The sequence below is a fragment of the Flavobacterium sp. genome (assembly GCF_043780635.1).
Classification (GTDB): Bacteria; Bacteroidota; Bacteroidia; order Flavobacteriales; family Flavobacteriaceae; genus Flavobacterium.
This window is the reverse complement of record NZ_JAYWCK010000112.1, coordinates 1-25,705: the sequence shown is the minus strand read 5'-3', so window position 1 is coordinate 25,705 and position 25,705 is coordinate 1. Positions and strand designations below refer to the sequence as shown.

Below are 25,705 nucleotides of genomic sequence, written 5' to 3'. Positions count from 1 at the left end.
TTTTAATATTCGTCCTCATTCCAAAGATAATCTTCGTCAGTGGGATAATCTGGCCAAATTTCTTCCATCGACTCATATATTTCGCCTTCGTCTTCTATAGACTGTAGGTTTTCTACTACTTCTAATGGAGCTCCAGCTCTAATAGCGTAGTCGATAAGTTCGTCTTTGTTAGCGGGCCACGGCGCATCACTAAGATAGGATGCTAGTTCTAATGTCCAATACATCTTTTGTCAGTTTAGTTTTGTGCAAAAATAAATTTTTTACTGAAAAAGACAAGTAAAAAATCATTTATTTTTTATTAAAGTTAAGAACGTTTTTTTTAGTGTTCAGTATTCAGTGGTCAGTGTTCAGTTTTTCACTGCAAACTGACCACTGAATACTGCCAACTACTTTCTCGGAATCCATTTTACTTCGTCAGCGTCTAAATCATTTGACAACTTTCGTGCCAATACAAAAAGGTAGTCAGAAAGTCGGTTTAGGTACATAATCACGATTTCGGCAACGGGTTCATTGTGGTCTAAATGTACTGCCAAACGTTCTGCACGGCGGCAAACACATCTTGCAATATGACAATATGACACAGTGGTGTGCCCTCCAGGTAAAACAAAATGAGTCATTGGCGGCAGCGCTTCTTCCATACTGTCAATTTCATTTTCGAGTAATTCGATATCGCTTTCTGTAATTCCTAGATTTTTCAAACGCAATTCGCCGTTTTTCTTTACTTCTTTTTCAGGAGGCGTGGCAAGAATAGCACCAACGGTAAACAATCGATCCTGAATTTCAATCAGGATTTTTTTATAATGTGCATTTATTTCTTGGTCACGAATTAAACCAATATAAGAATTCAATTCGTCAACGGTTCCGTAACTTTCTATACGAATATGGTCTTTTGGAACTCTTGTTCCGCCAAAAAGCGCTGTTGTTCCTTTATCGCCGGTTTTTGTGTATATTTTCATTTTAATTGTTTAATTGTTTAGTCGTTTAATCGGTTAAACGATTAAACAAATAATTTACTTCGTTGTGTCGCTTTCAACCATTCCATCTCTTAAACGGATAATTCTCTTTGCGTGAGCTGCAATTTCTTCTTCGTGCGTTACCACAATTATGGTGTTGCCGTTTTTGTGAATTTCCTCTAAAAGAACCATTATCTCCTCAGACGTTTTACTGTCTAGATTTCCTGTGGGCTCATCGGCAAGAATTATGGAAGGCTTATTTACCAAAGCTCTTGCAATTGCAACTCTTTGTCTTTGTCCGCCTGACAGTTGGTTGGGTTGGTGATCCATTCGGTCATCTAGTCCAACTTGAGTCAAAACTTTAGTGGCTCGAGCTCTTCTTTCTGATTTCGAATATCCTGCATAAATCATTGGTAAAGCCACATTGTCAAGCGCAGTTGTTCTAGGCAAAAGATTAAATGTTTGAAAAACAAAACCTATTTCTTTATTTCGGATTTCAGCCAATTCGTCGTCGTGCATTTGGCTTACGTCTTTTCCGTTGAGAATATAAGTTCCGGAGGTTGGCGTGTCCAAACAACCCAAAAGATTCATTAAGGTAGATTTTCCTGAACCTGAGGGCCCCATTAATGCTACGTATTCTCCTTTTTTTATTTCTAAATCAATACCTTTTAGCACATAAACGATTTCGTTTCCAAGAACAAAATCTCTCTTGATATTGGTTATTTTTATTAGTGGTCTTGACATTTATATATGGAATTTAGCGCTTCGACTGGCTCAGCGTGAGTTTAAAGTTTTGGTTTAAAAGTACAAAAGACTTTTGAATTAATCATAAGTAGTTTTTTTTAAAATTTGTTACATTTTTATACTCAAAAGAATAAAGTTATAGGATATATAATTACAGCTATATTTTATATAATTCACATATTTTTTAATCATTTTTCATTATTTATTTAATTAGTTGTATAATTTTTGGTTTAATATTGAATATTAAGCAAGTCCCTGTAGATTTGCTTAATATTTAATAAAATAGAAATTATGAAAACTAGAAAATTATTATTAGGAGTTGTATTAATCGCTTTAGGATTTACATCTTGTAAAGATGAAAAAGAAACCCAAGCACAGAAAACGGTTGAAACTTATGTTGTTTATGTCGATTCGGTAGGTAATCTTATCGATGCTAAAACAAATTGGCAAGCAATCGATGCGGCTTATCAAATAAGAATGAGCGATGCTGAAGCAGCTTTAATGAATTTAAAAGAAACTGCTAAAGAACAAGAAAGGATTGATGCAAGTAAAGCCAAATATGAAGCTTTAAAAGCAAAAATTGAAGCAGAAAATCAAGTTGCAAATGAAGTAGTAAATCAAGCTCCAAATTCTAAACAGCAATTGAGAAATGCTTTGTTTGGTGAAGGAAAAATTGGAGATGATATGAATTTTAGTTGGGTAAATGCGGATAACATTCATGGTGTTTACCAATTATTTATTCACACTGCCGAAAATAACAAAGATAGCTATACTCGTGAAGATTGGGACGAAATTAAATTAATGTATGAGGCATTAGACAGCAGAAAAAACACTGTTGAAAAAGAAGGTCTATCATCAGATGACAATAAAAAAATTGCCGGTTTAAAATTCAAATTTGCTCCAATGTTAAAAGTGAACAGGATGGGAGAAAAATCGCAAGAAATGGCTAAAGCAAAAGAATAATTGATTATTAAATTGAATATTTATTAATTCAAAAAGAAATGACAGTCAGTGATGGCTGTCATTTTTTTTAGGAGCGAATTACAAAATTTTCCTTTAGTTGTTCTTTTCTAAAGAAAACAATTCCCCATTGAAAAGTATCAATCGATACGATAACTTTCGGATAGTTTTTAATAATTTCCCAAGCTTCTTCCATTTCTTTTGACCAATGAATATCATCGAAAATCCAAACAGATTCATTGGAAATCGTTGGTAATAAAAGTTCAAAATAATCTAAAGTAGCGCTTTTTGAATGGTTGCCGTCGAAGTAGATGAGTTTAAAGTTTAAAGTTTGAAGTTTAAAGTCGCTAAAATAACTATCGAATTTTTTTACGAGGAAATTTACATTGGTTAAACCAAATTTTCCAAATTGTTCCTGAGTGATTTTTGCCGTTTCCGGACAACCTTCCAAGGTTATGATTTTTGCCTTTGGATTTCCCAAAGCTAGGGCAGAAGTTGCTAATCCTAATGAAGTTCCAATTTCTAAAATGTTATCTGGCTGAAAATAATTTGTAATTCTAAACAGTAATTCGGCACGTTTTCTAGTAATTCCGGCTGTTTTCGCAATCTTGGCAATTTGCCTAGTATTCGATTTGAAAACTTTCGAACCGGCTCCAAAATCGGTTACTTCAATGGTATTTTTATTTTTCAAAAGTGAATCCCGATAGTTTTTTAAAACTTGATATTCAGGTTTTGATTTCGTATCATAAAAACATTTGGTAACCAAATTAAACACGAATGGCGAATGCACCGCGTGTTCGTTCTTGGAGTTCCAAAGGAATTTGAGATAAGATTTTATTTGGAATAACATAAAGATTATTACGCGATGTTTGACAAATTAGATGCGAAGATACAAAAGACAAAATTAAGACTTTATAGACTATATTTGCGCCCTTGATATTTAGACCAAGTATAATATTGATTTTCATGATGATGACCGAAAGAATAGAAAATAAAAGCACCATAACTTCGGAAGAAATTGACCGCTGCATCGCTATTTTGGCACAATTAAACACGGATACAGACCAAATATTTGACATTCCAAAAGAACAAAGAACCGAATTACTCAAAGCGGCGGGACAATTGTCACGTCCCAATCGTGATGAGTTAATTAAAAGAAAGAAGGACGGAAAAGCGGTTGCTAAACGCAAACAGGAAAAGAAAGACAGAACCGCTCGCAAAGAAACCGGGATTCGGTATGCTCGTGAAGCGAGTGTTTTTGTAGCCCCAAAATTGTTGGCTTCACATGATTTGGAACACAAAGAACAATTAGAACTCGAAACGCCTAGAAAGTGTTACGTCTGTAAAACGGAGTTTACTAAAATGCACCATTTTTACGATACAATGTGTATGGATTGCGGCGATTTTAATTATGCCAAACGTTTTCAAACTGCCGATGTAAAAGGACAAATTGCTGTGATTACCGGTTCTCGATTGAAAATTGGTTACCATATTTCGCTGATGCTTTTGCGTGGCGGAGCAACTGTTATTGCTACGACTCGGTTTCCGGTGGATTCGGCTTTGCGGTTTTCCAAGGAAGATGATTTCTTGGATTGGAACGATCGCTTAAAGATTCACGGATTAGATTTACGACATATTCCGAGCGTGGAAATTTTCTGTAATTTTATAGAACAAAAATACGAACGTCTGGATATTCTCATCAATAATGCGGCGCAAACCGTGAGACGACCAGCCGGATTTTATTCGCATTTGATGGAAAATGAAGAACTGCCAATTGCCGCTTTGCCCAAAGAAGCGCAGGAATTATTATTGGATCATACCAATTGTCTGGATGAATTAAAAGTACTGACAACAGGATTTTCATCGAATGAAAATATGCCGGTGACTTGGCATGGACCAGAACCTGGGATTGGTTTGCGGGCTTCCGCCAAATTATCGCAGATTCCTTACAGTTTTGATAATGCATTGGTTGCAACCGAAGTTTTTCCGGAAGGAGAACTCGATGCCGATTTGCAGCAAGTTGATTTGCGAAAAACCAACAGCTGGCGATTGCGTTTGGGACAAATTGAAACCACTGAAATGATCGAAGTGCAATTGGTCAATTCCGTTGCACCTTTTGTGTTGTGCAACCGACTTTCGGAAGTGATGAAGAAGGATAACACGGGACAAAAACACATTATCAATGTTTCGGCGATGGAGGGAAAGTTTCACCGCTTTTTCAAAGAAGATCGCCATCCGCATACGAATATGGCAAAAGCCGCCTTGAATATGCTCACCCACACTTCCTCAGGAACTTTGGCGAAAGCCGGAATTTTTATGAATGCTGTAGATACAGGATGGGTAACCGACGAAGATCCCGCAGAATTAGCCAAACGTAAACAGGAAGAAGAAGACTTTCAACCGCCATTAGATATTGTTGATGGTGCGGCTCGAGTTATGGATCCTTTGTTTGACGGAATTAATACGGGAAAACATTGGTGTGGAAAGTTTTTGAAAGATTACAATCCGATTCCTTGGTAGAAAGCCCCTAGCCCCTGAAGGGGAATTAGCAACAAGTAAAAAAACCACAACAGAATTAAATTTTGTTGTGGTTTTTTTGTTTTATCGTTCCAGCTGTTGCTCCGCAAAGTCTCCGACTTTGAGGTGGTGAATTTCGGTTTTTAACCGATTATATTTTATACTATTTTTATTTTTTATCTCAGTCAAAGACTGACTAACACATCCTCAAAGTCGGAGACTTTGCGGAGCGAAATTTGATAATTTCTAATTTACTGAATTTAATTTCACATCAAAAACAAGCACCGAACCTCCAGGAATTGGACCGTTTGAACTACTTCCATATCCTAAATGAGCCGGAATTAAAAGAATACCATTACCACCAGTTTTAAAATATGGAATACCTTCTGTCCAGCCTTTTATAACTTGATTCAAACCAAACGAAATTCCTGTAGTGCTTTGATCGAATACAGTTCCATTAGTAAAATAACCTTTATAGGCTACGGTTACATTCGAAGATGCTGTTGGTTGTATGCCAGTTCCAGGATTGGTAATCACATAATACAAACCCGTATCACTTCTTTGGGCAGTTAAATTGTTTTTGGCAATATATTCCTTAATTTCTAGTTCGTTTTTTGCAACATAATCAATTGATGCTCCTTTATCTTTGGAACATGAAATAAAAAGAGTCAAAGCTAATAAGGCAGTTAAGAGGCGTTTCATAGAGAATAATTTTTTTTTGAATGGCAAATATAGTACAAATTGTTCAAGTACGAAGTTGGTTGACTTCTTGCAGGTTGGTATTTTTTTTGAAAGGTATTCTTAATTCTTTTTAGTATTTAAATTGACTTTCAAACCGATAGAAACGAGCGAATAATCCTGTACAAAATTTGGATCCGTTAGATTATAACTGTATTGAAATTGTAGTTGTAATTTAACGTCTTCAAAACCTGCTTGTAGTGTTAAAGCGGGTTCTGCCAACCAAAATGAATTATTAGCTTTTAAATAATCAACATCATCGATTAAATTTCCGCTAACAGAATTGTAATTTAAATTTGCCAATCTTCCGGATAAAGAAGCAATAAAGTATTTGCTGGTAAAACTGATACTGGGTTGTAAACCAATACGAAAAAAATTGGCTTTTATTTCTTGAGGAGTATTATAATTATCTTCATATTTCATACCACCAAAGCCCATTAATCCATAAGTTTCAAAAACAAAGTTTTTCGATAAGTTTTTATAATATCCAGCTCCTAACTCTAATATATGACCAGATCCACTTGATGGGCCGTCAGAAGAACTTACCCAATCGCCATTGAGTTGCAAGGCAATTTTATTTGTCAATCCATAAGCGCCTTGAAATTCAAATCCGTCTACACTTTCTGAGGAGTTAAGACCAACGGATAAATTGGTTTGACCCTTTTCCTTCATTGCAGGAACATTTTGGGTATTTGGAACATAATAAACAGCTCCACATCCGGTTAATGTGGCACAAATCAAAAGTAAAATTAAATTTTTCATGGTTTAAGGTTTTAAATTCATTTCAAAACTAGAATTATGAAAAAAAACAAATGTCCAAGATTAACCAAATTGGAGAAATTCGGACAAAGTGAAGAAATTTGGATAAGAAAGATTTATTTTATTTTCGAATGTAGCTAGAGTTAAATTTAAAGAAATTGAAAAAGATAATCGAATAATTAATAGTTATAAAAAAACGAAGATTTTCAGCGTTTACCATAAATAATAAATTGTAATTGAATTTTTTATAAATAGTATGTATTTTCGCCGAATGAATAGTAAAATTGCCATTTCACTTTTTTTAGCTTTCTATAAAACCATTGGTTATTTATTTCTATTTATAGCCTTTGGGTTATATTTGGATAGTAAATATATGGTGCCCGTTTATGAAAACACACAACATTTAGCCACATTTGTAATGCTAATAGGGTTTTCTATATTGTTTTATAGATCGACATCCAGGATTAGATCACAAATGTTATTTGCCGTAATTATTGGGTTTGTTGGCGAACATTTATTTTCAATCGCTTTAGGTATGTATACGTATCGATTAGGCAATGTTCCTTTATACGTTCCTCCCGGACACGCCATTGTGTATATTGCGGCAGTATATTTTTGTAAAGATGCAATAGTTAAAACACATAGAAAACAACTCGAAAAACTCTTTACCATTTTCGTATTAGTATATGCTACACTTTTCTTGATTTTCGCAAATGACATTTTTGGTTTTGTAATGTCTTTGTTAGTTATTTTCTTCTTAAGAAACAAACCAAGAGAACGTTTGTTCTTTTTAACGATGTATATAGTCGTCGCTTTTCTGGAAATTGTAGGGACGCATTACCGCTGTTGGGCTTGGCCAAATACTGCTTATGGTGTATTTCCATTTTTAAAAAGTGCCAATCCACCTAGTGGAATTAGTTTGTTTTATTTCTTATTGGATTTAGGATGTTTGTGGTTGTACAAGCAAAGAAATTTAATTGCTTGGAAGCGTATGAAAGGAATCCGAAAATTGAAAGAAATAAAGGTTTATAGCTAATGGAGAAGTCTGAATATAATTGAATAGTTATCAGGATTTAGGGAACTTTTCTCTATAAAACAAAACCGAGTAAATTTGCTCGGTTTTTGTTTATCACAATTCCTTAAATGGTACTTTTTAATAAATGAATCACGTTGCAAACGCTGCGATTTGTCTTCTAATTTAAGTAGGTACTCGATGCAATCGAGCACCAGATGGGGAATTGCGTTACAAACGCTGTAATTTGTCTTCTAATTTAAGTAGGTACTCGATGCAATCGAGCACCAGAGAACACTTGCAAACGAGCAGCAGAGGGAACGAAGCAATAATCCCATTTGTTGCTCTAGTTATGTTATTGCTTCGTGCCTGGAAATGATAAATTGACTTAATAGTATAAAATGTGTTCTTTTATTCCCCCTTCAGGGGTTAGGGGCTATCCTTCTATCTTCGCACTCAACTCAAACCATCGTTCTTCTCGATCTTCAATTTTATTATTGATGTTTTCCAGTTCTTTGGCTTTGGCAGAAATATCGGCATCGGCAACTTTTCCGTCAGAAAAAAGTTGTTCGATTTTGGCCTTTTCGATTTCTAAATCTTTGATTTCTCTTTCGATTTTTTGATATTCTTTTTGCTCGTTAAAAGTCAGATTTCCACTTGGATTGTTCTGTTTCCAGTCTTTCTTCTCGGACTTGTTATCTTCTTTTTGGGCAACATCAGCGCTGTCTTCATAAGCTCTGAAATCAGAGTAATTTCCCGGGAAAGTTTCTATTTCGCCCTGTCCTCTAAAAACAAATAAATTATCGACAATTTTATCCATAAAGTAACGGTCGTGCGAAACTACCAACAAACAACCTGGAAAATCCAAAAGGAAACTTTCTAAGACGTTCAAAGTCACAATATCTAAGTCATTCGTAGGTTCATCCAGAATCAAGAAGTTCGGGTTTTGGATTAAAACCGTACACAAATACAAACGTTTTAACTCCCCACCGCTCAGTTTTTCGACAAAATCGTATTGTTTTTTCGAATCAAAAAGGAAGCGCTCCAGTAATTGCGAAGCCGAAATTAATCTGCCTTTCATTAACGGAATAAAATCGCCGTATTCCTTGATGACATCAATCACGCGCTGTCCTGGTTTTGGGTTGATTCCGCTTTGAGTATAATATCCTATTTTGATGGTGTCGCCAACGACTACTTTTCCACTGTCAAGCGCAATAGTTCCTGTCAATAAATTCAAGAAAGTCGATTTTCCGGTTCCATTTTTCCCAATGATTCCAATGCGTTCGCCACGTTGAAAATCAAAATTAAAATTATCTAAAATGACGTGATCTTTGAATTTCTTGGAAATCTTGTGAAGCTCGATAATCTTGCTTCCCATTCTTTCCATATTAATCTCGAGTTCGACCACATTCTCCCGACGGCGACTTTGTGCTTTTTCTTTGATATCATAAAAATCATCCTGACGCGATTTACTCTTGCAAGTACGCGCTTTGGGTTGGCGACGCATCCATTCGAGTTCTTTGACGAACAAGTTTTGGGCTTTGTCCACACTTGAATTTTCGGAAGCAATTCGTTCTTCTTTTTTCTCTAAATAGTATGAATAATTTCCTTTGTATTGGTATATTTTTCCGTTGTCGAGTTCGATGATTTCGTTGCAAACACGCTCCAGGAAGAAACGGTCGTGCGTGACCATAAACAAGGTAATGTTTTCTTTGGCAAAATAACTTTCCAGCCATTCGATCATCTCCAAGTCCAAGTGATTCGTGGGTTCATCGAGAATTAACAAGTCGGGACGATTAATTAAAATGATGGCAAGCGACAAACGTTTTTTCTGTCCACCAGAAAGATTTTTTACTTTTAGTTTGAAGTCTTCCAACTTCAATTTGAACAAAATTTGCTTGTATTGGGTTTCAAAATCCCAAGCATTATGTTGGTCCATTCCGTCGAAAGCTTTTTGATATGCTTCTTCATCTTCAGGGTTTTCCAACGCTTTTTCGTAGGCTTCAATTATTTTTAAAGTTTCGTTATCCGAAGCAAAAATACTTTCCTCAATCGTCAACTCATCTTGCAATTTACTGTCTTGGGACAAGAAAGCCATTTTGACGCTTTTTCGAAGCACGACTTGACCTGTATCAGGTTCATCAAAACCATTAATAATGTTCATTATAGTGGTTTTACCCGAACCATTTTTGGCTATAAAAGCAATTTTTTGGTCTTTATTGATTCCGAACGAAATGTCTTTGAAAAGCGTGCGCTCTCCAAAAGATTTCGAAATATTTTCTACTGATAAGTAATTCACAAGGTTAATTTTTTTGCAAAAGTAAACTATTATAGCACTATTTGCGAATTGTTTATTTTGTAGGGAGTTCTATTTCTGAATTTAGGGTTTCAAAAAGGGACTTAAGTTTACCGAATGCATTTGTTGAGGCGTATTAATAATCGGCTTTCGAATGATGGATTCATTGGTTAGGTAAAACAACTTTCCGTCATCAGTGGCAATACCTTCTATTTGATGAAAAGAGAGTGAAAGCATAATTTTTCGCTTATTTCCTGATGAGAAATTATTTTCTTTATAATCATACAATAAGAATAAGAAAGGCTTAAGCATTTTAGAATATCCACAGAGTACAATCTGATTTTTTGAAGCCAATTTCGTTGCTCCAGTTATTAATCCTTTTACATCAATGGTTTCTTTTAATGTGGCGATATGGTTTCCAGGAGTTTTTGGCAACATATAAACGCTCGATTTCTCCTGGCGCCATTGCTTTGTAAACAAATAAATGCTGTCTTGTGAAACCACGAAAGCCTCACAATCAAAATTGGTGGTATTTTCTTTTTGAATACTAAAATCCGTTTGATTTGAATAGGAAAATGAAATAGTATCAATAATGGGTTGATGCGACAAGAAGGATTTTTTTTCGATTCTCAGAATGTGCAAATCTTTTCGGTTTCCTTTATAATTATTCCCAAAATCACCAATATAAATGAAAGTACTGTCTTGAGTAATCTCTTCCCAATCATTATTTTTTACCTTTTCGAGTTTGATTTTAGTTTGAATTTTTCCTTTGGAATCCAAACCATAAATAGTCGTGTCGTGATCGTCATTGTGTGTCCAAAATAAATTGTTGAAAGCAATTAGACCAGAAGTTTCGATTAAAGAATCACTTAAATTTGAAGAAGATTCAGGTTTAATTTTGGTGGAAGCATATTGACAACTTCCATCATTATTAGTTGCTTTTGGATTATAATTTTTTGCAAACGAATCTGTACAGCCCGAAATTTGGCCGTAGATTGAAGTGATGCTTAAGAAGAAGAGAACAACTATTTTTTTCATTTAAAATGGAAAGAACTAATTTGTCAAAATTAAGTTTTTAAATTGGAACTTACTTTATGCGAATTTTCAAGTATGAAACAAAGAATTTCTCTGAATATTGGAACAAAAAATTGGCACTGTCAAAATTAGTGTTACATTGTACTTGATTTTAGAATATTCTTAAAATCACAAACAGAATTTTATTAAAACAACACTATTATGTTTCATTCAAAAATAACAGGACTAGGATATTATGTTCCTGATAATGTGGTTACTAATGATGATTTGTCCAAAATAATGGACACCAATGATGAGTGGATTCAGGAGCGAACCGGAATTCAAGAAAGAAGACATATCATTCGAGGCGAAGATACTACCACAACTATGGGAGTAAAAGCGGCTAAAATTGCCATCGAACGTTCCGGTATTTCCAAAGATGATATTGACTTTGTGGTTTTTGCCACATTGAGTCCTGATTATTATTTTCCTGGTCCGGGAGTTTTGGTGCAACGTGATTTAGGATTAAGAACCGTTGGTGCATTAGACGTAAGAAATCAATGTTCGGGTTTTGTATATGCACTTTCTGTTGCTGATCAGTATATTAAAACCGGAATGTATAAAAATATTCTCGTTATAGGTTCAGAAGTGCAATCTTCAGGATTAGATATGACTACTCGCGGTCGCGGAGTTTCGGTGATTTTTGGAGATGGAGCCGGAGCAGCCATTTTGAGTAGGGAAGAAGATGTTACGAAGGGAATTTTGTCAACTCATTTGCATTCCGAAGGGCAACACGCCGCAGAACTTATCGTGAAAGCACCAGGAATGGGAGGTCGTTGGATTACAGATATTATTGCAGATAATGATCCTGATGACGAAAGTTATTTTCCGTACATGAATGGAACATTTGTGTTTAAAAATGCTGTGGTTCGTTTTGCCGAAGTAATCAATGAAGGATTGGAAGCCAATAATTTGGAAGTTTCTGATATTGATTTGCTCATTCCGCATCAAGCTAATTTGAGAATTTCCCAATTTATTCAAAAGAAATTCAGATTGGATGATGATAAAGTTTTTAATAATATTCAAAAATACGGAAATACCACCGCAGCTTCGATTCCAATTGCATTGACAGAAGCTTGGGAACAAGGAAAAATTAAATCAGGTGATATTGTTGTTTTGGCTGCTTTTGGTAGCGGATTCACTTGGGGTAGTGTTATTATTAGATGGTAAATTAGATTTCAGATTTCAGATTACAGATTTCAGATTAAGAATGTTAAGCATCTCCATAAAAAAAACGTCTTGATTCCTTAGGAAGCTTTCTTTTTTTGCTACCTGCCACCTGAAATCTGCAATCTTTTTTTATCTTTTTAAAGTAAAATGGGATTTAAAAATTTTTGCAGTTCCTTTTTCGGAGTAATCAACCGTAAACCAATAGTCTGAAGAAGGTAAAGGTTCCCCGTTATACATTCCGTTCCAACCATCAGTAGAAGGCGTTATTTCTTTAATTAGTTTTCCCATTCTATCAAAAATGAATATGGGCGCATCTGGATTTGTTGATGCTAAATGGGTAATATTCCAAGTTTCGTGATAGCCATCACCATTTGGAGTGAAATATTTTGGGTAATTTATGATTACTGCATTAATAGGCTCAGGATTGCAGTGACCATTTTTATCTCTAACAGAAATAGTGTGTTCTCCAGCTGAAATATTATTAAAAATATTACTGTCTTGGAAAAGAGAATCATCAATTTTAAATTCATAATTTCCTGAACCAGCACCTAAAACAGTTATAGAAACAAAACTTGGATTTTCGAATGCATCACTATAAGTAATTTCAAGATATGGTGAGTATTTAGTGACTTTGGCTGTAGATGTATTTATGCAATTTGTATTTATGTTCGTTATTTTTACTGCATAATTCCCTACTTGACTGGTTGTGATTGAGGAAGTGTTTCCATAAGGATTTCCGTCAAGTGTCCACTCAAACGTATAATTTGAAGTTGTTATTCCTGTGTCTAAGAAAGCGGGATTCAATAAAGTTCTAGTTTCATAATCTTCACAAATATAATAATCAGGTTTTAATTGAGAAATAGGCAATGGATTTACAATCAATTTTAATTCGACAACAGCAAAGCAAGGAGTAGTTATGGAGTTGTTTGTAACTCTAATCCAAACACTGTCGTTAAATGGATTGTCGTTTTGGTAAACAGAAGGATTAGCAATAGGAACTGCATTGCTATTATTGGCGTCAGGTAAAGAATTGAAAAATGTTAAAGTAAAGTTGGCATCAGGTATTTGTCCGTTTAAAACTTGATTTCTAATGGCTAATGTGGTCAAATCGACTTGAAAAATGCCATCATTTGGACCAAAAGTATCGCAGGTAACTATTGTATTAACAGGATTTGCAACTGGCTTAGGAACAATGGTAATCGTAAACGGATTTTCATCGCTGCAATTTACTCGAAGACCTATAGTTTTATAATAAATATAATATTTGGGCAATACAGTTGCTGCCGTTACTGTAGTTCTAAAAGGGATTATTTTTCCACCGCCCGAAGGTCCTCCCGGAGCATCATAATAATAATTATTTGGTGTTGGCAATGCAGGAAAAGTAAAACTATCACAATACGATAATTGGGAAGGAACTGGGTCGGCTTCGACATTAGTTATTGTGACAAGAAAAGAACTTTCATTATAACAACTTGGATCGTTCGGATTGGCTGCAAAAACATATATAGTTTTACTTTTTTTAACTTCATAATTATTAGGTAAAAGACCAACACCAGTAGGATATTCATAATATTTTCCGTTAGTTAAAGGGGTTAATTTATATGAATTGCATATAGGTCCTTGATCCCCTCTTGAGTCTATTATTGGTTTTTGATTTATAGTAATTAGCCAAGGTTTTTCATTATAACAGCCCGGAACTATTGATGGTTTATAAATATATAAAGTTGTAGTTGTTTTTATAGCATCACCAACATTTAATATTGGCAAACCTTTGTTTGGTCCTGAATAATAAGTGCCACCATCAGTCTGAACTGGTAGTGGGAAACTCTCACAAGCTTTGACATTCGGAGGCGTAGTTAGGAACGGTGCATTTATTGTAATGGTAAAAGATTCATTATCAGTGCAATTTGGCGTTCCTGCTCCAGGAACATAAATATATACTATTGTTGTTTTTTCAATAAGTCCTGGAGGAATTATGTTTCCTCCACCATTTGCCGCATCTCGGTATTCTCCAATAGGTGCGGGAGGAAGATTAAAAGGTTGGCATTGGTTTATTACAGAATCTAAACCTATTGTGTCAATATAGACTGTAAAGATAGTATCTGGAGTTCTGCAAGAATTATTTGTTGCAAAAACATAAAGAGTTGTTGTAGTTGTAATTGTTAAATTTGCAGGAAAGTAATTCCCAGATATATCTCTGGTGTAATAATTACCAACGGTTAATGGCGGCAAATCATAGGAAACGCAAGCAAAAGCATTAGGAATAGGGGCAATTGTTGGTGTAACGTTTATAGTAATATCAATTTGACTATAAAGTTCGCAAGGATTAATGATATCTGTAGACTTAAAATAGACATACACAATTCCTGAAGTTTTTATTAATGCTCCTGCAAAAAGTTCTGTTCCGCCTCCAAAGGGTCCTCCAGGCAATGAAAAATAGCGAGCTCCATAACCTAATGTTGGCAATATATATTGATCACAAGCCGTTTCTATAGTTGGTCTTATATCAGTGGGCACAACAATGTTAACATAAAAACTTCTTTCTGAAGGACAACTTGGAGTTTCTCCTGTTTCTTGGTAAATATATATTGTTTGGTCAGTAGTAATTGGATCTCCAGCATGTAAAATTGTTCCTGTTTTGTTAGAACCAGAATAATAATTTCCAGGATTAATAAGTTCGGGCAAAGTATAACCAGGACACACAAATTGATCATTTATAAGATCTAATACAGGTCTTGGTTTAGCAATTATATTAAAACTGGTAATTTTATAGCAAGTAGGATCGGTACTGTTTTGAATCCTTACAAATACTGTTGCATTTCCTGAAGGATAAAAGACAGAAGTATTAATTCGATTTCTTCCAGCGTCTGCATCTTCTACTTTGGTATAATAAGTTACATTATATATTGTTGGCAATTGTCCTCCTAAAACTATGGGAGTTTGTAATGCAAGATCAAAATTAGCAGTATTTGTTCCTATTTTATTTTCACATTCAGTCAAATCTCCAGGTTTATTAGCAATTGGCGGAGGTCTAAGTCCTAATTGAAACGACTTTGTAATAGCACAATTTGTTGCTGTGTTCAAAATCCTCACCCAAATTGTTGCTGGTAAATCTCCCCTAACTATAGCATAATTATTTGGCAATGAATTACCTTTAGAATCTGCCTCTGCCTTAGTTCCGTGATAACTTACAAGAGTTCCGAGAACTTGTACGATAGGTGTGTTAAAAGCTAAATCATAAGTAAAACCTGTCTGGTCACCAGAATCACATTGATATAAATCTACAGGATCTGGAGTTATTATTGGTTTATAGTATTCAATATTTATATAATCAGTAGTTACAACGCAACCAGATTTAGTCGTATAGGTTAGGCCGTATATGCCAGGTTGGGTTACAGTTAGATTAGGTGTATTGTCTCCTATTAGGTCTCCTTTAAATGTCCATTTAAAAGAAAAATTTTCTGGAATTAAGCCTGATTTAAGGATATATGTGCTGTTATCACAAATCGCGGTATTGTTTGCTACGGTCAAATCTGGACCTAAAACATCTTGACCAACATTAAAACTATTGGCTCCTAAGAAAATAGCAGAATCGACATCGGGTAATTTATTATCAGCAATTACTAGTTTTATATGATAAGGTGTGTTTGGTTCTAAAGTTGATGAAGCTGCATTCATAATAACAGTTTGACCATTAAAATTTGTTGCTGAACTAGCAGCATTAGAACCGCCGTTAAATGCTCCAAAATATGCTATGTTTTCATCTGTGCAATTGGAATTATACAGTGAATTACGGATAGTACCTACCGAAATGGGTTCATTAGTAATTGGAACAACAGCAAGATTTGTTGTAACTTTTGTTGATTTGTTGGTTAGCAAGAAAGCAAAAGCATCTGAAAATTGGCATTGAAAATTTCCGTATTCTTCGGAAGCAAATAAAAACTTAAAGTCAAAGTTTGAAGAAAAGGGAACAAAGTCAAATTCTAAAACTGTTGCATTTGTAGAAACCATAGATATTCCTGCTGCTAAAAGCGTAGCTTCTAAATCGCTATCTCCTGTCCAAGCATCATTACCAGTGCCAGGATCACTTGTACCAGTAATATTTGGTCCAGGTGCATTAGTCACATTTCCTGTACTTAAAATCACACCTTTTGATAGAGGGAAAGCGAGATTTGTATTTTCAAAATATCCAATTCCATTGGAAGATCCAAAACCATTAGTATTTCCAGTTCTCCAACTAATGTTAGTTACGGTAACACAATCTTTATCTACTAATACTTTAGTTACTAATTCAGGAACAGAAATGCTGGTATCAACGGTAATAGCCTGCGAATAACATCCTATCCAAAAAAGTGAAGTTATGAGAAGTAGGCTTTTATTCATAAAGAAATATTTTTTGGGCAAAAATATAGTTTAATCGACAAAAAGTTTGTTTTTACCGATAAAAAACACAGTAAATTTAGGATAATTTTCAAATGAAACAAATAATTATCCAAATTAACATCTAAATTAATAGGAAAATCTATTATTTGAACGAAAAAAGACAGATATTATTTCATCCAAATCTAAAACAGTTTTCCTCTTAAATGTCTATCTTTGCAGCCTTAAAATTGACAACAAAATGACATTAACACAGATTCTTACACCTTCTATTGAAAAAGCAGTCCAAGTATTATTTGACGTTGCCATAGACAAAGTTGAATTTCAAAGCACACGCAAAGAGTTTGAAGGCGATATTACAATGGTAATCTTTCCTTTATTGAAAGTGGTAAAAAGCAACCCAGTCGAATTAGGAAATAAAATAGGAAACTATTTAGTCGAAAATGTTACTGAAGTAAGTCGTTTTAATGTGGTTTCTGGTTTTTTAAATATTGTTATATCTGATGAATATTATTTGAATTTTTTTAACGAAATTAAAGATTCAGAAAAATTTGGGTTTGTTGCTCCAAGTTCAGAAGATAAAGCCATAATGGTCGAATATTCTTCGCCAAACACTAATAAACCATTGCATTTAGGTCACGTTCGTAATAATCTCTTAGGATATTCTGTTGCCGAGATTATCAAGGCTTCAGGCAAAAAAGTTTATAAAACCCAAATCATAAACGATAGGGGAATTCATATTTGCAAGTCGATGTTGGCTTGGAAAAAATTTGGAAAGGGTGAAACTCCTGAGTCAACGGGTTTGAAAGGTGATAAATTAGTTGGAAATTATTACGTGGCTTTTGATAAAGCGTATAAAGAACAAATTGCTCAATTAATCTCTGAAGGAAAAACCGAAGATGAAGCAAAAAAGCAAGCGCCAATGATTCTCGAAGCACAGGAAATGCTACTGAAATGGGAATCTGGTGATGCTGAGGTAATTGAACTTTGGAAAACAATGAACCAATGGGTTTATGACGGTTTTGCTATTACTTATAAAAACCTTGGAGTTGATTTTGATAAATATTACTACGAAAGCAATACTTATTTGCTCGGAAAAGATGTAGTTCAAATTGGTTTAGAAAAAGGAGTTTTCGAAAAAGATCCTGACGGTTCAGTTTGGATTGATTTGACTGACGAAGGTTTGGATAGAAAAATTGTATTGCGTTCAGATGGAACTGCAGTTTATATGACTCAAGATATTGGAACAGCCATTCAGCGCGTAAAGGATTTTCCGGACGTTGGAGGAATGGTTTACACTGTTGGGAACGAACAGGATTATCACTTTAAAGTGTTGTTTTTGATATTGAAAAAACTGGGTTTTGATTGGTCAAAAAACCTCTTTCATTTATCTTACGGAATGGTCGATTTGCCTTCCGGAAAAATGAAATCTCGTGAAGGAACTGTTGTCGATGCTGATGATTTGATGCAGGAAATGACAGATACTGCGCAGAAAATTGCTGAAGATTTAGGAAAATTAGACAGTTATTCGCCTGAAGAAAAATTAAAATTATACAAAACCATTGGACTCGGTGCTTTGAAATATTACATTTTGAAAGTCGATCCCAAAAAGCGAATTCTTTTCGATCCAGAAGAATCAGTAGATTTTGCCGGAAATACAGGACCATTTATCCAATATACTTATGCGAGAATCCAATCGATAATTCGCAAAGCCAACTTCGATTTTTCAATTAAAACAGAGATAGTTTCGCTTCACGAAAAGGAAAAAGAATTAATAAAACAACTAGAATTGTTTCCTGAAGTTATTCAAAATGGGGCTCAAAATCACAGTCCTGCGTTGGTAGCTAATTTCACATATGAATTGGTTCGTGAGTATAATTCGTTCTATCAGGCAGTTTCTATTTTGGGCGAAGAAGATTTGGCTAAGAAAACGTTTAGAGTTCAACTTTCGAAAAAGGTTGCTGAGACAATTGCTTTAGCATTTCAACTGTTAGGAATTGATGTTCCCGAAAGAATGTAGTTTTAGAAAATCACTCTGAAACTTAGATTTGGTGTTCTTTCGAGCGAATATGTTTTTACGTCTTCAATAGAATTTGTAGCGGTATTTATTCTATAATATTCGTTAATCTCATTTTTTTGATTAAGTACATTTAATACAGATAACCCTAATTTATATTGGGTTTTATTAGAGCTTTCCCATTTGTAAGTTGTCGAAAAATTAACTTGGAAAAAGTCTTCCAGATTTTTATTATTTGGAGAATTATAATCAATTGTTGGATTTGAAGGATTGCTGTAATTTATATCTAAACTTGAAGGAGTTGTTTCGGGTCTTCCGGAATACCATTTTGAACCCAATGATATTTTTAGATTTTTAACTTCATAAGTTCCAGCCCAGGAAACGACATGTTTTAGTTCAAAATTATTTGAAAACTCTGTTTGTTCTGTGCCTGTAAAATGATAATTATTTTCATTATAAGCATAACTTACCCAGGTAATAAAGTGATTTATTTTCTTCTGTATCAAGACCTCAGTTCCATAAACTCCATAATCGCCAATGATATTTTTAAATTCTAATTGATTTTGGAATCCTTGTGTTGAGCTGTTTATTCCGTCGACTTTTTTATAATAAGTATCAACAGTTAATAGCCAATTATTTTTGTTAAATGAAAAACTTATTGATGCTTGTTTACTTCTTTGAATTGGAATCGTGGTGTTATTTGACAATATCCAGCGTCTTTTTTCTATTCCAAAGTAATCTTGTTGTCGGTCAATAATCTGATAACAATTCTGGCTTTTAAATTCACCCAATACTTCTAAACCAAAACTTTTTGAAATACCATAATTAAACTGCAATCTAGGCTCAAAAAGGTATTTTTTGAATTGTTCAATATAATTTAATCGCATTCCTGCATTAAAATATATTTTTGATAGTGTATCGTTGTATTTACCCTCAACGATGAGAGCATGAGTTCTTAAAACTTCTTTAATTTGTCTGTAAAAAATTGGATTACTGACCCTATCTAAGTTTGTCGTTCCTGTTTCGTCAAACTGATAGCCGTCATTAATTGTAAATTTTGGACTGATGATATGGCTGTTTTCTAATTTAAAACCATCCTCGAATACACTGTTCTCCTGTTTGATAATTTGATTGTCCTGAATTTTATTTTTTTCTGCATCGAGTTCGTAAGATGAGACAAAAACGTTGATTTTACTTGTGTATTTTGAGTTCCAATGTCGTTTCCAGGCAACATTTCCTCCTTGATTTTTTTGTATTAAAAAGTTGTTTTCAGATTGAAATACATTGTCAATTGTGGCATTTTGATCAATATTAAGTTGGTCACTAATGGTTATTAAATCTAATATAAGTTGGTCTTTTTTACCAATTTTTTGTGAATATTTTAGCGTAACATCATAGAACTTAAATTTCTCTTCACTATTATAATCTATACTATGATAATTGGAAAAATTTGTAATTGATGTGTTTTGAAACGCCTTGTTGTAATATTTTGTATAAGTAGGAGTTTCTATTAAATCGGTGATTGATTTTCGGGCGGCAATTTCCAGAAAGCCTTTTTTATTGATATTAAACTTTGAATAAACATCAACATTAATCATATTGATTCCAGCACTAAATTGAGGTTTTTCGAATTTATTTGGATCCGAAGAAATATCCACAACACTCGAAACACTTTCCCCATAAAAGGCGGAACTACCGTTTTTTGATATTGAAACAGTATGCGCCAAATTTGGGTTAAATGCCGATATTAAACCAAAAAAATGCCCCGTTTGGTACATTTTTATTCCATTCCATAAAAATAAATTTTGATCGTGAGTTCCGCCTCTCACGTTGATACTCGAAAGGCTTTCATCGGCACTATAAATTCCCGGAATTTGCAACATTGTTTGCAGCACATCAGGTTCAATTAAACCTGGTAGTATTCCTAATTTTTTTGGTTTTATTACAAATGTTCCATCAATTGTTTTTGAAATACCGGAAGCTAAATAATGATTGGTTATTACATTATCAAGTTTCAAAACTTCAAGTTCAAGAAATATTTTGAGACAATTTGTATTTTGGGAATCTGGAATGTAAATTTTTTGAGTGTCGTAGCCAATGTGACTCACTATAATTTGACTTGATTTATCTTTTGGAAGTTTAAAGTAACCTTTAGAATCAGTTGAAGTACTTTTACCATTTGACAACTTAATATTTGCTCCTTCTGCGGGAGAATTATTATTTTTTGAAAACACGTAGCCACAAACTAATTCTATTTCATTTTTTTTGGAAATATTGACAAATTTATTGTTAATATTCTCAAATATGAGATTGGTTTCTTTCAGGAGATAATTTAGTTTTTCAGATAAAGACAGAGAGGAATTTGGAGGAATTATTTGAACTTCAACAATGTCAGTTTCGATATAATTAAAAGTTATATGATGTTTTTTTTCTATTGATTGTAGAACATATTTTAAAGCAATTGCTTTGTTTTTATCCTGAGCCGTAATGGTCAGGGCAAAAACAAAGCAAAAAAATAAAATGTAAATATGTTTTATAGAAAACATCTATTTTTCTTCAAAAATTATTTTGTTTTTATCAATTTTATTGGGTTCTAAATTATACGTTGTTGCTATTATATGAAGAGCAATTTCGAGATTATCTGTAGGTATTTTTCCAGTAAACAATTCATTGGAATATCCTGAATTAACGCTTATAGTGACGTTATATTGTCTTTGGATTTCGTCTAAAATATTAGGTAAGTTTTCTTTGGTAAAAGAGATTTTATTTTCTAACCATTCTGGTTTTGAAGAACTAGAAGATGTAGTTATTTGGTTTCCGTTTTCAAATGTAACGCTTTGTCCATGAGTCAAAATAATTTCTTTGTCTTTATAATTTACTTTTACTCTCCCTTCAAAACAAGTGATATCAAAACGATTTTTTCTACTTTTCACATTGAACTGTGTTCCAAGAACTGCTACTTTTCCAAGACTAGTTTCCACTTCAAATTTTTGGCCTTTTGCTACTTTAAAGTAAGCTTCACCTTTTAACTCAATATTTCTGTGATTGTTCCAATTCCATTTTTTATATTCAATTTCAGAACCAGCGTTCAAAACTACTTCTGAATTGTCGGGAAGTGAAAATGTAGTTCTTTTCCCATTGGAAGCATACTGTGTTTCGGTTGCGAAATTTTGAGTTACAAATGTAATTCCCAAAGCAATAATTAGAATGGCAGCAATTCTAAACAACCAGTTTTTATATAAAGGAATTACTTTTGGCGACACTTTTTTATGACTAAGAATGTTTTCCAAAACTTTTTCCTCATCAAAATCAGACACTTTTAATTGAGCAGAATAGTTTTTGATTTTTTCGTAGTTGTAAAAATCAGGATCGGCCTTAATCTCGGCTAATTCTTCTTTTGTTATATCGTTATTAAGCCATTTGGCTAAAAAGTAATTTTTTTTCATCATATTCGATTTATATGTATATAACAATTAATTCTGTATTTACCCTACTTAAAGTCAATTGATTTTCTAAGATCGACTAAAGCAAGATGAATTCGCTTTTCGACAGCTTTAACGCTAATGTTTAATTCGTCTGCAATTTCACTGTATTTTTTGCCGTCAATTCGATGCATTAAAAAGGCAACTCGTTGGGTTTCATTTAGATTTTCGATTGCTTTTAAAAGTTTGCTTTTGAATTGTTTTTCTTCTAAAATAAATTCGGGGTTTTCATTTGTTTTATCGGCGCCACTGAAATTATTTTCATATTCCAGAACTACTTTTTGGTGTTTAATTTCGTTTAGCAAGCTGTTGTTAGCAATAGTATAAATATAAGATTTAGCTTTTTCAATGGGAACCGAAGCACAATTTTGCCAAAGTTTTATGAAAGCTTCCTGTGTTAAATCTTCGGCTTGGTCTTTATTTCCATACTTATAGAAAAGAAAATTGCGAAGAGATTTTGCGTGGTTTTTAAAAAACTTTGAGAAAATAATTTCGTTACAAGTCTCTGATAATGAATTAGTTGACATTATTTTTATTTTTTTTATGGCTTACAAAGATATATTTATTTTATTTCAGGTAGGGTATATTGATTCTAAATTGTTTTTATTAAAACGATATTATTTTTTACAACGTTTATAGAGTTAATATTATTGTTTTTTATTATTTATGTTTGTTGGGGTAACAAACATTAAATAATTGTTTAGTTTGTTCCAATCTTCCAAGTGATATTTCCTCAAAATATCGCTTGGATATTTTGGATTTAATTTTTAATACATTTGCAATAATTTGATCTAGCTAGGGGTAATTATGAAGAAATTTATATATTCATTTTGTGTTTTAGTTCTGTTTGTAAGTTTGTTTACAGCTTGTCAAACCGAATCTACGGTGGAAATATACAGCACAAAAGAAACTATCATTAAAACTACTCCACTGACAACCTATATTGAGAGAGTTGTAATGCAAAAAACTTCGCAAGATAATATTATTGACAAATCAAATTGTTTTATGGTAAAGTTGCCATATATAGTTACTGTGAATAATGTTCAAATCTCAGTTAATACGGTTAACGATTATCAATTAGTGCAAATGAATATTAATGCATATTCAAATGACAATGATATAGTTAATATTCATTATCCAGTAACAGTAATTCTCAATGATTATTCTGAAAAAATTCTGGAGAATCAAAATGCTTTTAATAATTTGATTATAGAATGTCAAGCTAATTCAAAGGATTTTGGAAAGATAAATTGTATCACTATTAATTTTCCAATAACTATTAATGTCTATGACAGTAGTAACCAAATTGCAAGCACAGCTTCAATAATCAATAATAAGTTACTATATAGTTTTTTCGAAAACCTTGAAGATAATAAATTTATTGCCATTAGTTATCCTATTACCATTACAAACTCAAATGGTCAGAACACAGTTGTAACAACTAACAGCCAATTTGAAGATCTTATAAAAAGTGCTGTAGATACTTGTCCTGATAATACAATACCGTCTCTTGATTTTATACAAACATTAGTAAGTAATTCTTGGAAAATTTCCTATTACTTCCATGAAAGTGAAAAAACCTCGGCTTACGATGGTTATACTTTTACTTTTAATTCCAATTATAAAGTTGTTGCAACAAAATCAGGAATTTCATATAATGGAACATGGTCAACTAAAGTAGATAATGGAGTTAGAGAGTTTGAAATAAAATTTGAATCAGACCCTTTAGGAAAATTAAATGAAGGTTGGAAAGTGTTTGAATTCAATAATTCTCAATTGCGTTTTAGACATACCGAAGACATTAATGACAATGATTACCTTTATTTTGAAAAACAATAATTAAAACTAAATACTAATTTACTTAACCCTTTAAATATTAAATATTATGAAAAAATTTTCAACTTTTGTATTAGTAGCCCTTGCGATGAGCTCTTGTTCAAACAATCCTTCTACTAGTGGGAATGTTTCATTCAAAGCTTCTGCGGTATCTTCTACAGGCAAGACTTCTTCGACTGCTCGTACGGCTGCGTCCACAGTAGTTATCACTGATTTTAAGGTTAACATCGGAAATATTAAATTGGAAACTGATATGGAAGATGCTATGCACTCCACGGATCCAATACATGAAGACGTAAAACTAATGGGGCCTTTTTTATTGGATTTACTTGATCCAAACAAACCTTTGAGCCAATTTATTACATCTGTTGATGTTCCAAATGCAAAATATGAAGAAATAAAATTTAATTTTACAAAAAGTCTTATAGCTGGTGACTTGGAAGGCAAAACTTTTTTGATTAAAGGAACTATCAACGATAAACCTTTTGTTATTTGGAGTGCTGAAAATATTGAACTTGAAATGGATTTTATGGATCCAACCAAAGATTTTGCAGTCAATGATAACACCGTTACTCTCAATATAAAAATACAACTTGATGCATTAATGGCAAAAATAACATCATTGGCTAATCAAGGTTTATTATTGGATACTGATGGAGATGGAATTATCGAAATTACAACTGGATTTGATGATGGGCATTCAACTATTGGACATCAAATAAAAGAATTACTCGAAAATGAAACGCATTTAGACGACAAAGACTAATCTTCATAAAACAACCTACTCAAAAAACCAGTCAATTAGGCTGGTTTTTTATTGAATAATATCGAAATTTTACAAGTTTGTAACTTTGAGACTTTACAACTTTAGCTTATATTTGCACCTCAATAAAAGACAATTACAATTATGTTCGATAATTTAAGCGATAAATTAGACAAGGCCTTTCATATACTAAAAGGTCACGGAAAAATCACGGAAGTAAACGTTGCCGAAACGCTAAAAGAAGTTCGCCGTGCTTTATTAGATGCCGACGTTAACTTTAAAATTGCCAAAGATTTTACCACTAAAGTAAAAGAAAAAGCAATTGGTCAAAACGTATTAACAACTCTTCAACCTGGACAGTTATTAGTAAAAATTGTCAAAGATGAGCTAACTGAATTGATGGGTGGAGATGTAGCAGGAATCAATCTTTCTGGGAATCCAACCGTTATTTTAATGTCAGGATTGCAAGGTTCAGGAAAAACTACCTTTTCAGGAAAATTAGCCAATTATCTTCAAACCAAAAAAGGAAAAAAACCGCTTTTGGTTGCTTGTGATATTTATCGTCCTGCAGCAATTCAACAATTATATGTTGTTGGAGATTCTATAGCCGTTGAGGTTTATTCTGAACCTGAAAATAAAAATCCTGTCGAAATTGCTCAAAACGCAATCAAACACGCTAAAGCCAATGGATTTAATGTTGTGATTGTCGATACAGCCGGTCGTTTGGCTGTAGATGAAGCGATGATGACCGAAATTTCTAACGTTCATAAAGCCATTCAACCTCACGAAACCTTGTTTGTTGTTGATGCAATGACTGGTCAGGATGCTGTGAATACTGCGAAAGCTTTCAACGACAGACTAAATTTTGATGGTGTAATTTTAACCAAATTAGACGGTGATACTCGTGGTGGAGCTGCTATTTCGATTAAATCGGTTGTAAACAAACCAATAAAATTTGTTGGAACAGGCGAGAAAATGGATGCTATTGATGTTTTCTATCCAAC

The 25,705-nt window shown here is 33.5% G+C and carries 20 protein-coding genes; 8 read left to right on the top strand and 12 right to left on the bottom strand.

Annotated features, from left to right (window positions below; genetic code table 11):
• Positions 1 to 2: 2 nt before the first annotated feature.
• The 3 genes from ACH2BV_RS10215 to ACH2BV_RS10205 form a co-directional block, all read right to left on the bottom strand.
• On the bottom strand, positions 3 to 224 hold the full coding sequence (locus tag ACH2BV_RS10215) for a DUF2795 domain-containing protein (RefSeq protein ID WP_007138072.1): 222 nt from the start codon (positions 222 to 224) through the stop codon (positions 3 to 5).
• A gap of 162 nt (positions 225 to 386) precedes the next feature.
• On the bottom strand, positions 387 to 956 hold the full coding sequence (locus tag ACH2BV_RS10210; RefSeq protein ID WP_395050623.1) for a cob(I)yrinic acid a,c-diamide adenosyltransferase: 570 nt from the start codon (positions 954 to 956) through the stop codon (positions 387 to 389).
• 54 nt (positions 957 to 1,010) lie between these two features.
• On the bottom strand, positions 1,011 to 1,697 hold the full coding sequence (locus ACH2BV_RS10205) for an ABC transporter ATP-binding protein (RefSeq protein ID WP_395050622.1): 687 nt from the start codon (positions 1,695 to 1,697) through the stop codon (positions 1,011 to 1,013).
• A gap of 291 nt (positions 1,698 to 1,988) precedes the next feature.
• On the opposite strand from ACH2BV_RS10205, the gene ACH2BV_RS10200 reads away from it, so the two are divergent.
• Complete coding sequence (locus tag ACH2BV_RS10200; protein WP_395050621.1) at positions 1,989 to 2,660, top strand: hypothetical protein; 672 nt, start codon at positions 1,989 to 1,991, stop codon at positions 2,658 to 2,660.
• A gap of 67 nt (positions 2,661 to 2,727) precedes the next feature.
• Here the strand turns inward: ACH2BV_RS10200 and ACH2BV_RS10195 are convergent, their stop codons facing one another.
• Complete coding sequence (locus ACH2BV_RS10195) at positions 2,728 to 3,507, bottom strand: O-methyltransferase (RefSeq protein ID WP_395050620.1); 780 nt, start codon at positions 3,505 to 3,507, stop codon at positions 2,728 to 2,730.
• A gap of 122 nt (positions 3,508 to 3,629) precedes the next feature.
• On the opposite strand from ACH2BV_RS10195, the gene ACH2BV_RS10190 reads away from it, so the two are divergent.
• Positions 3,630 to 5,177: an SDR family NAD(P)-dependent oxidoreductase gene (locus ACH2BV_RS10190; protein WP_395050619.1), complete on the top strand. Its 1,548-nt coding sequence runs from the start codon at positions 3,630 to 3,632 to the stop codon at positions 5,175 to 5,177.
• A gap of 243 nt (positions 5,178 to 5,420) precedes the next feature.
• On the opposite strand, the gene ACH2BV_RS10185 is transcribed toward ACH2BV_RS10190, so the two are convergent.
• Both ACH2BV_RS10185 and ACH2BV_RS10180 read right to left on the bottom strand, forming a co-directional pair.
• Positions 5,421 to 5,876 (bottom strand): FKBP-type peptidyl-prolyl cis-trans isomerase, encoded by a 456-nt coding sequence (locus ACH2BV_RS10185; RefSeq protein ID WP_395050618.1) that lies wholly within the window; start codon positions 5,874 to 5,876, stop codon positions 5,421 to 5,423.
• A 99-nt stretch (positions 5,877 to 5,975) separates the two neighbouring features.
• On the bottom strand, positions 5,976 to 6,674 hold the full coding sequence (locus ACH2BV_RS10180; RefSeq protein ID WP_395050617.1) for a hypothetical protein: 699 nt from the start codon (positions 6,672 to 6,674) through the stop codon (positions 5,976 to 5,978).
• 268 nt (positions 6,675 to 6,942) lie between these two features.
• On the opposite strand from ACH2BV_RS10180, the gene ACH2BV_RS10175 reads away from it, so the two are divergent.
• Complete coding sequence (locus ACH2BV_RS10175) at positions 6,943 to 7,707, top strand: hypothetical protein (protein ID WP_395050616.1); 765 nt, start codon at positions 6,943 to 6,945, stop codon at positions 7,705 to 7,707.
• 412 nt (positions 7,708 to 8,119) lie between these two features.
• On the opposite strand, the gene ACH2BV_RS10170 is transcribed toward ACH2BV_RS10175, so the two are convergent.
• Positions 8,120 to 9,982 carry an ABC-F family ATP-binding cassette domain-containing protein gene (locus ACH2BV_RS10170; protein ID WP_395050615.1) on the bottom strand — a complete coding sequence of 621 codons (1,863 nt, stop codon included), beginning with the start codon at positions 9,980 to 9,982 and terminating at the stop codon, positions 8,120 to 8,122.
• An 81-nt stretch (positions 9,983 to 10,063) separates the two neighbouring features.
• Positions 10,064 to 11,017 (bottom strand): T9SS C-terminal target domain-containing protein, encoded by a 954-nt coding sequence (locus ACH2BV_RS10165; protein WP_395050614.1) that lies wholly within the window; start codon positions 11,015 to 11,017, stop codon positions 10,064 to 10,066.
• 198 nt (positions 11,018 to 11,215) lie between these two features.
• Between ACH2BV_RS10165 and ACH2BV_RS10160 the strand changes: the two genes are divergently transcribed.
• Entirely contained in the window at positions 11,216 to 12,223 is a 1,008-nt protein-coding gene (locus tag ACH2BV_RS10160) for a 3-oxoacyl-ACP synthase III family protein (protein WP_395050613.1), read from the top strand.
• 129 nt (positions 12,224 to 12,352) lie between these two features.
• Here ACH2BV_RS10160 and ACH2BV_RS10155 read toward each other — a convergent pair whose 3' ends face one another.
• Positions 12,353 to 16,606 (bottom strand): choice-of-anchor L domain-containing protein, encoded by a 4,254-nt coding sequence (locus ACH2BV_RS10155; protein WP_395050612.1) that lies wholly within the window; start codon positions 16,604 to 16,606, stop codon positions 12,353 to 12,355.
• A gap of 238 nt (positions 16,607 to 16,844) precedes the next feature.
• Between ACH2BV_RS10155 and argS the strand changes: the two genes are divergently transcribed.
• Complete coding sequence (gene argS, locus ACH2BV_RS10150; RefSeq protein ID WP_395050611.1) at positions 16,845 to 18,623, top strand: arginine--tRNA ligase; 1,779 nt, start codon at positions 16,845 to 16,847, stop codon at positions 18,621 to 18,623.
• Positions 18,624 to 18,625: 2 nt separating this feature from the next.
• Here argS and ACH2BV_RS10145 read toward each other — a convergent pair whose 3' ends face one another.
• From ACH2BV_RS10145 to ACH2BV_RS10135, 3 genes are read right to left on the bottom strand one after another with little or no spacing between them, the layout of a single operon-like run.
• Positions 18,626 to 21,166 carry a carboxypeptidase-like regulatory domain-containing protein gene (locus ACH2BV_RS10145; protein ID WP_395050610.1) on the bottom strand — a complete coding sequence of 847 codons (2,541 nt, stop codon included), beginning with the start codon at positions 21,164 to 21,166 and terminating at the stop codon, positions 18,626 to 18,628.
• A complete protein-coding gene (locus tag ACH2BV_RS10140) occupies positions 21,167 to 22,066 on the bottom strand; it encodes a FecR family protein (RefSeq protein WP_395050609.1) in 900 nt (299 codons plus the stop codon).
• A gap of 44 nt (positions 22,067 to 22,110) precedes the next feature.
• Positions 22,111 to 22,629, bottom strand: coding sequence for an RNA polymerase sigma factor (locus ACH2BV_RS10135; protein WP_395050608.1), 519 nt, complete (start codon positions 22,627 to 22,629; stop codon positions 22,111 to 22,113).
• Positions 22,630 to 22,909: 280 nt separating this feature from the next.
• Between ACH2BV_RS10135 and ACH2BV_RS10130 the strand changes: the two genes are divergently transcribed.
• From ACH2BV_RS10130 to ACH2BV_RS10120, 3 genes are all read left to right on the top strand, one after another.
• On the top strand, positions 22,910 to 23,941 hold the full coding sequence (locus ACH2BV_RS10130; protein WP_395050607.1) for a hypothetical protein: 1,032 nt from the start codon (positions 22,910 to 22,912) through the stop codon (positions 23,939 to 23,941).
• Positions 23,942 to 23,987: 46 nt separating this feature from the next.
• Positions 23,988 to 24,704: a hypothetical protein gene (locus tag ACH2BV_RS10125; RefSeq protein WP_395050606.1), complete on the top strand. Its 717-nt coding sequence runs from the start codon at positions 23,988 to 23,990 to the stop codon at positions 24,702 to 24,704.
• A 141-nt stretch (positions 24,705 to 24,845) separates the two neighbouring features.
• The coding region (locus ACH2BV_RS10120) for a signal recognition particle protein (RefSeq protein ID WP_395050605.1) at positions 24,846 to 25,705 on the top strand (860 nt) is incomplete at its 3' end.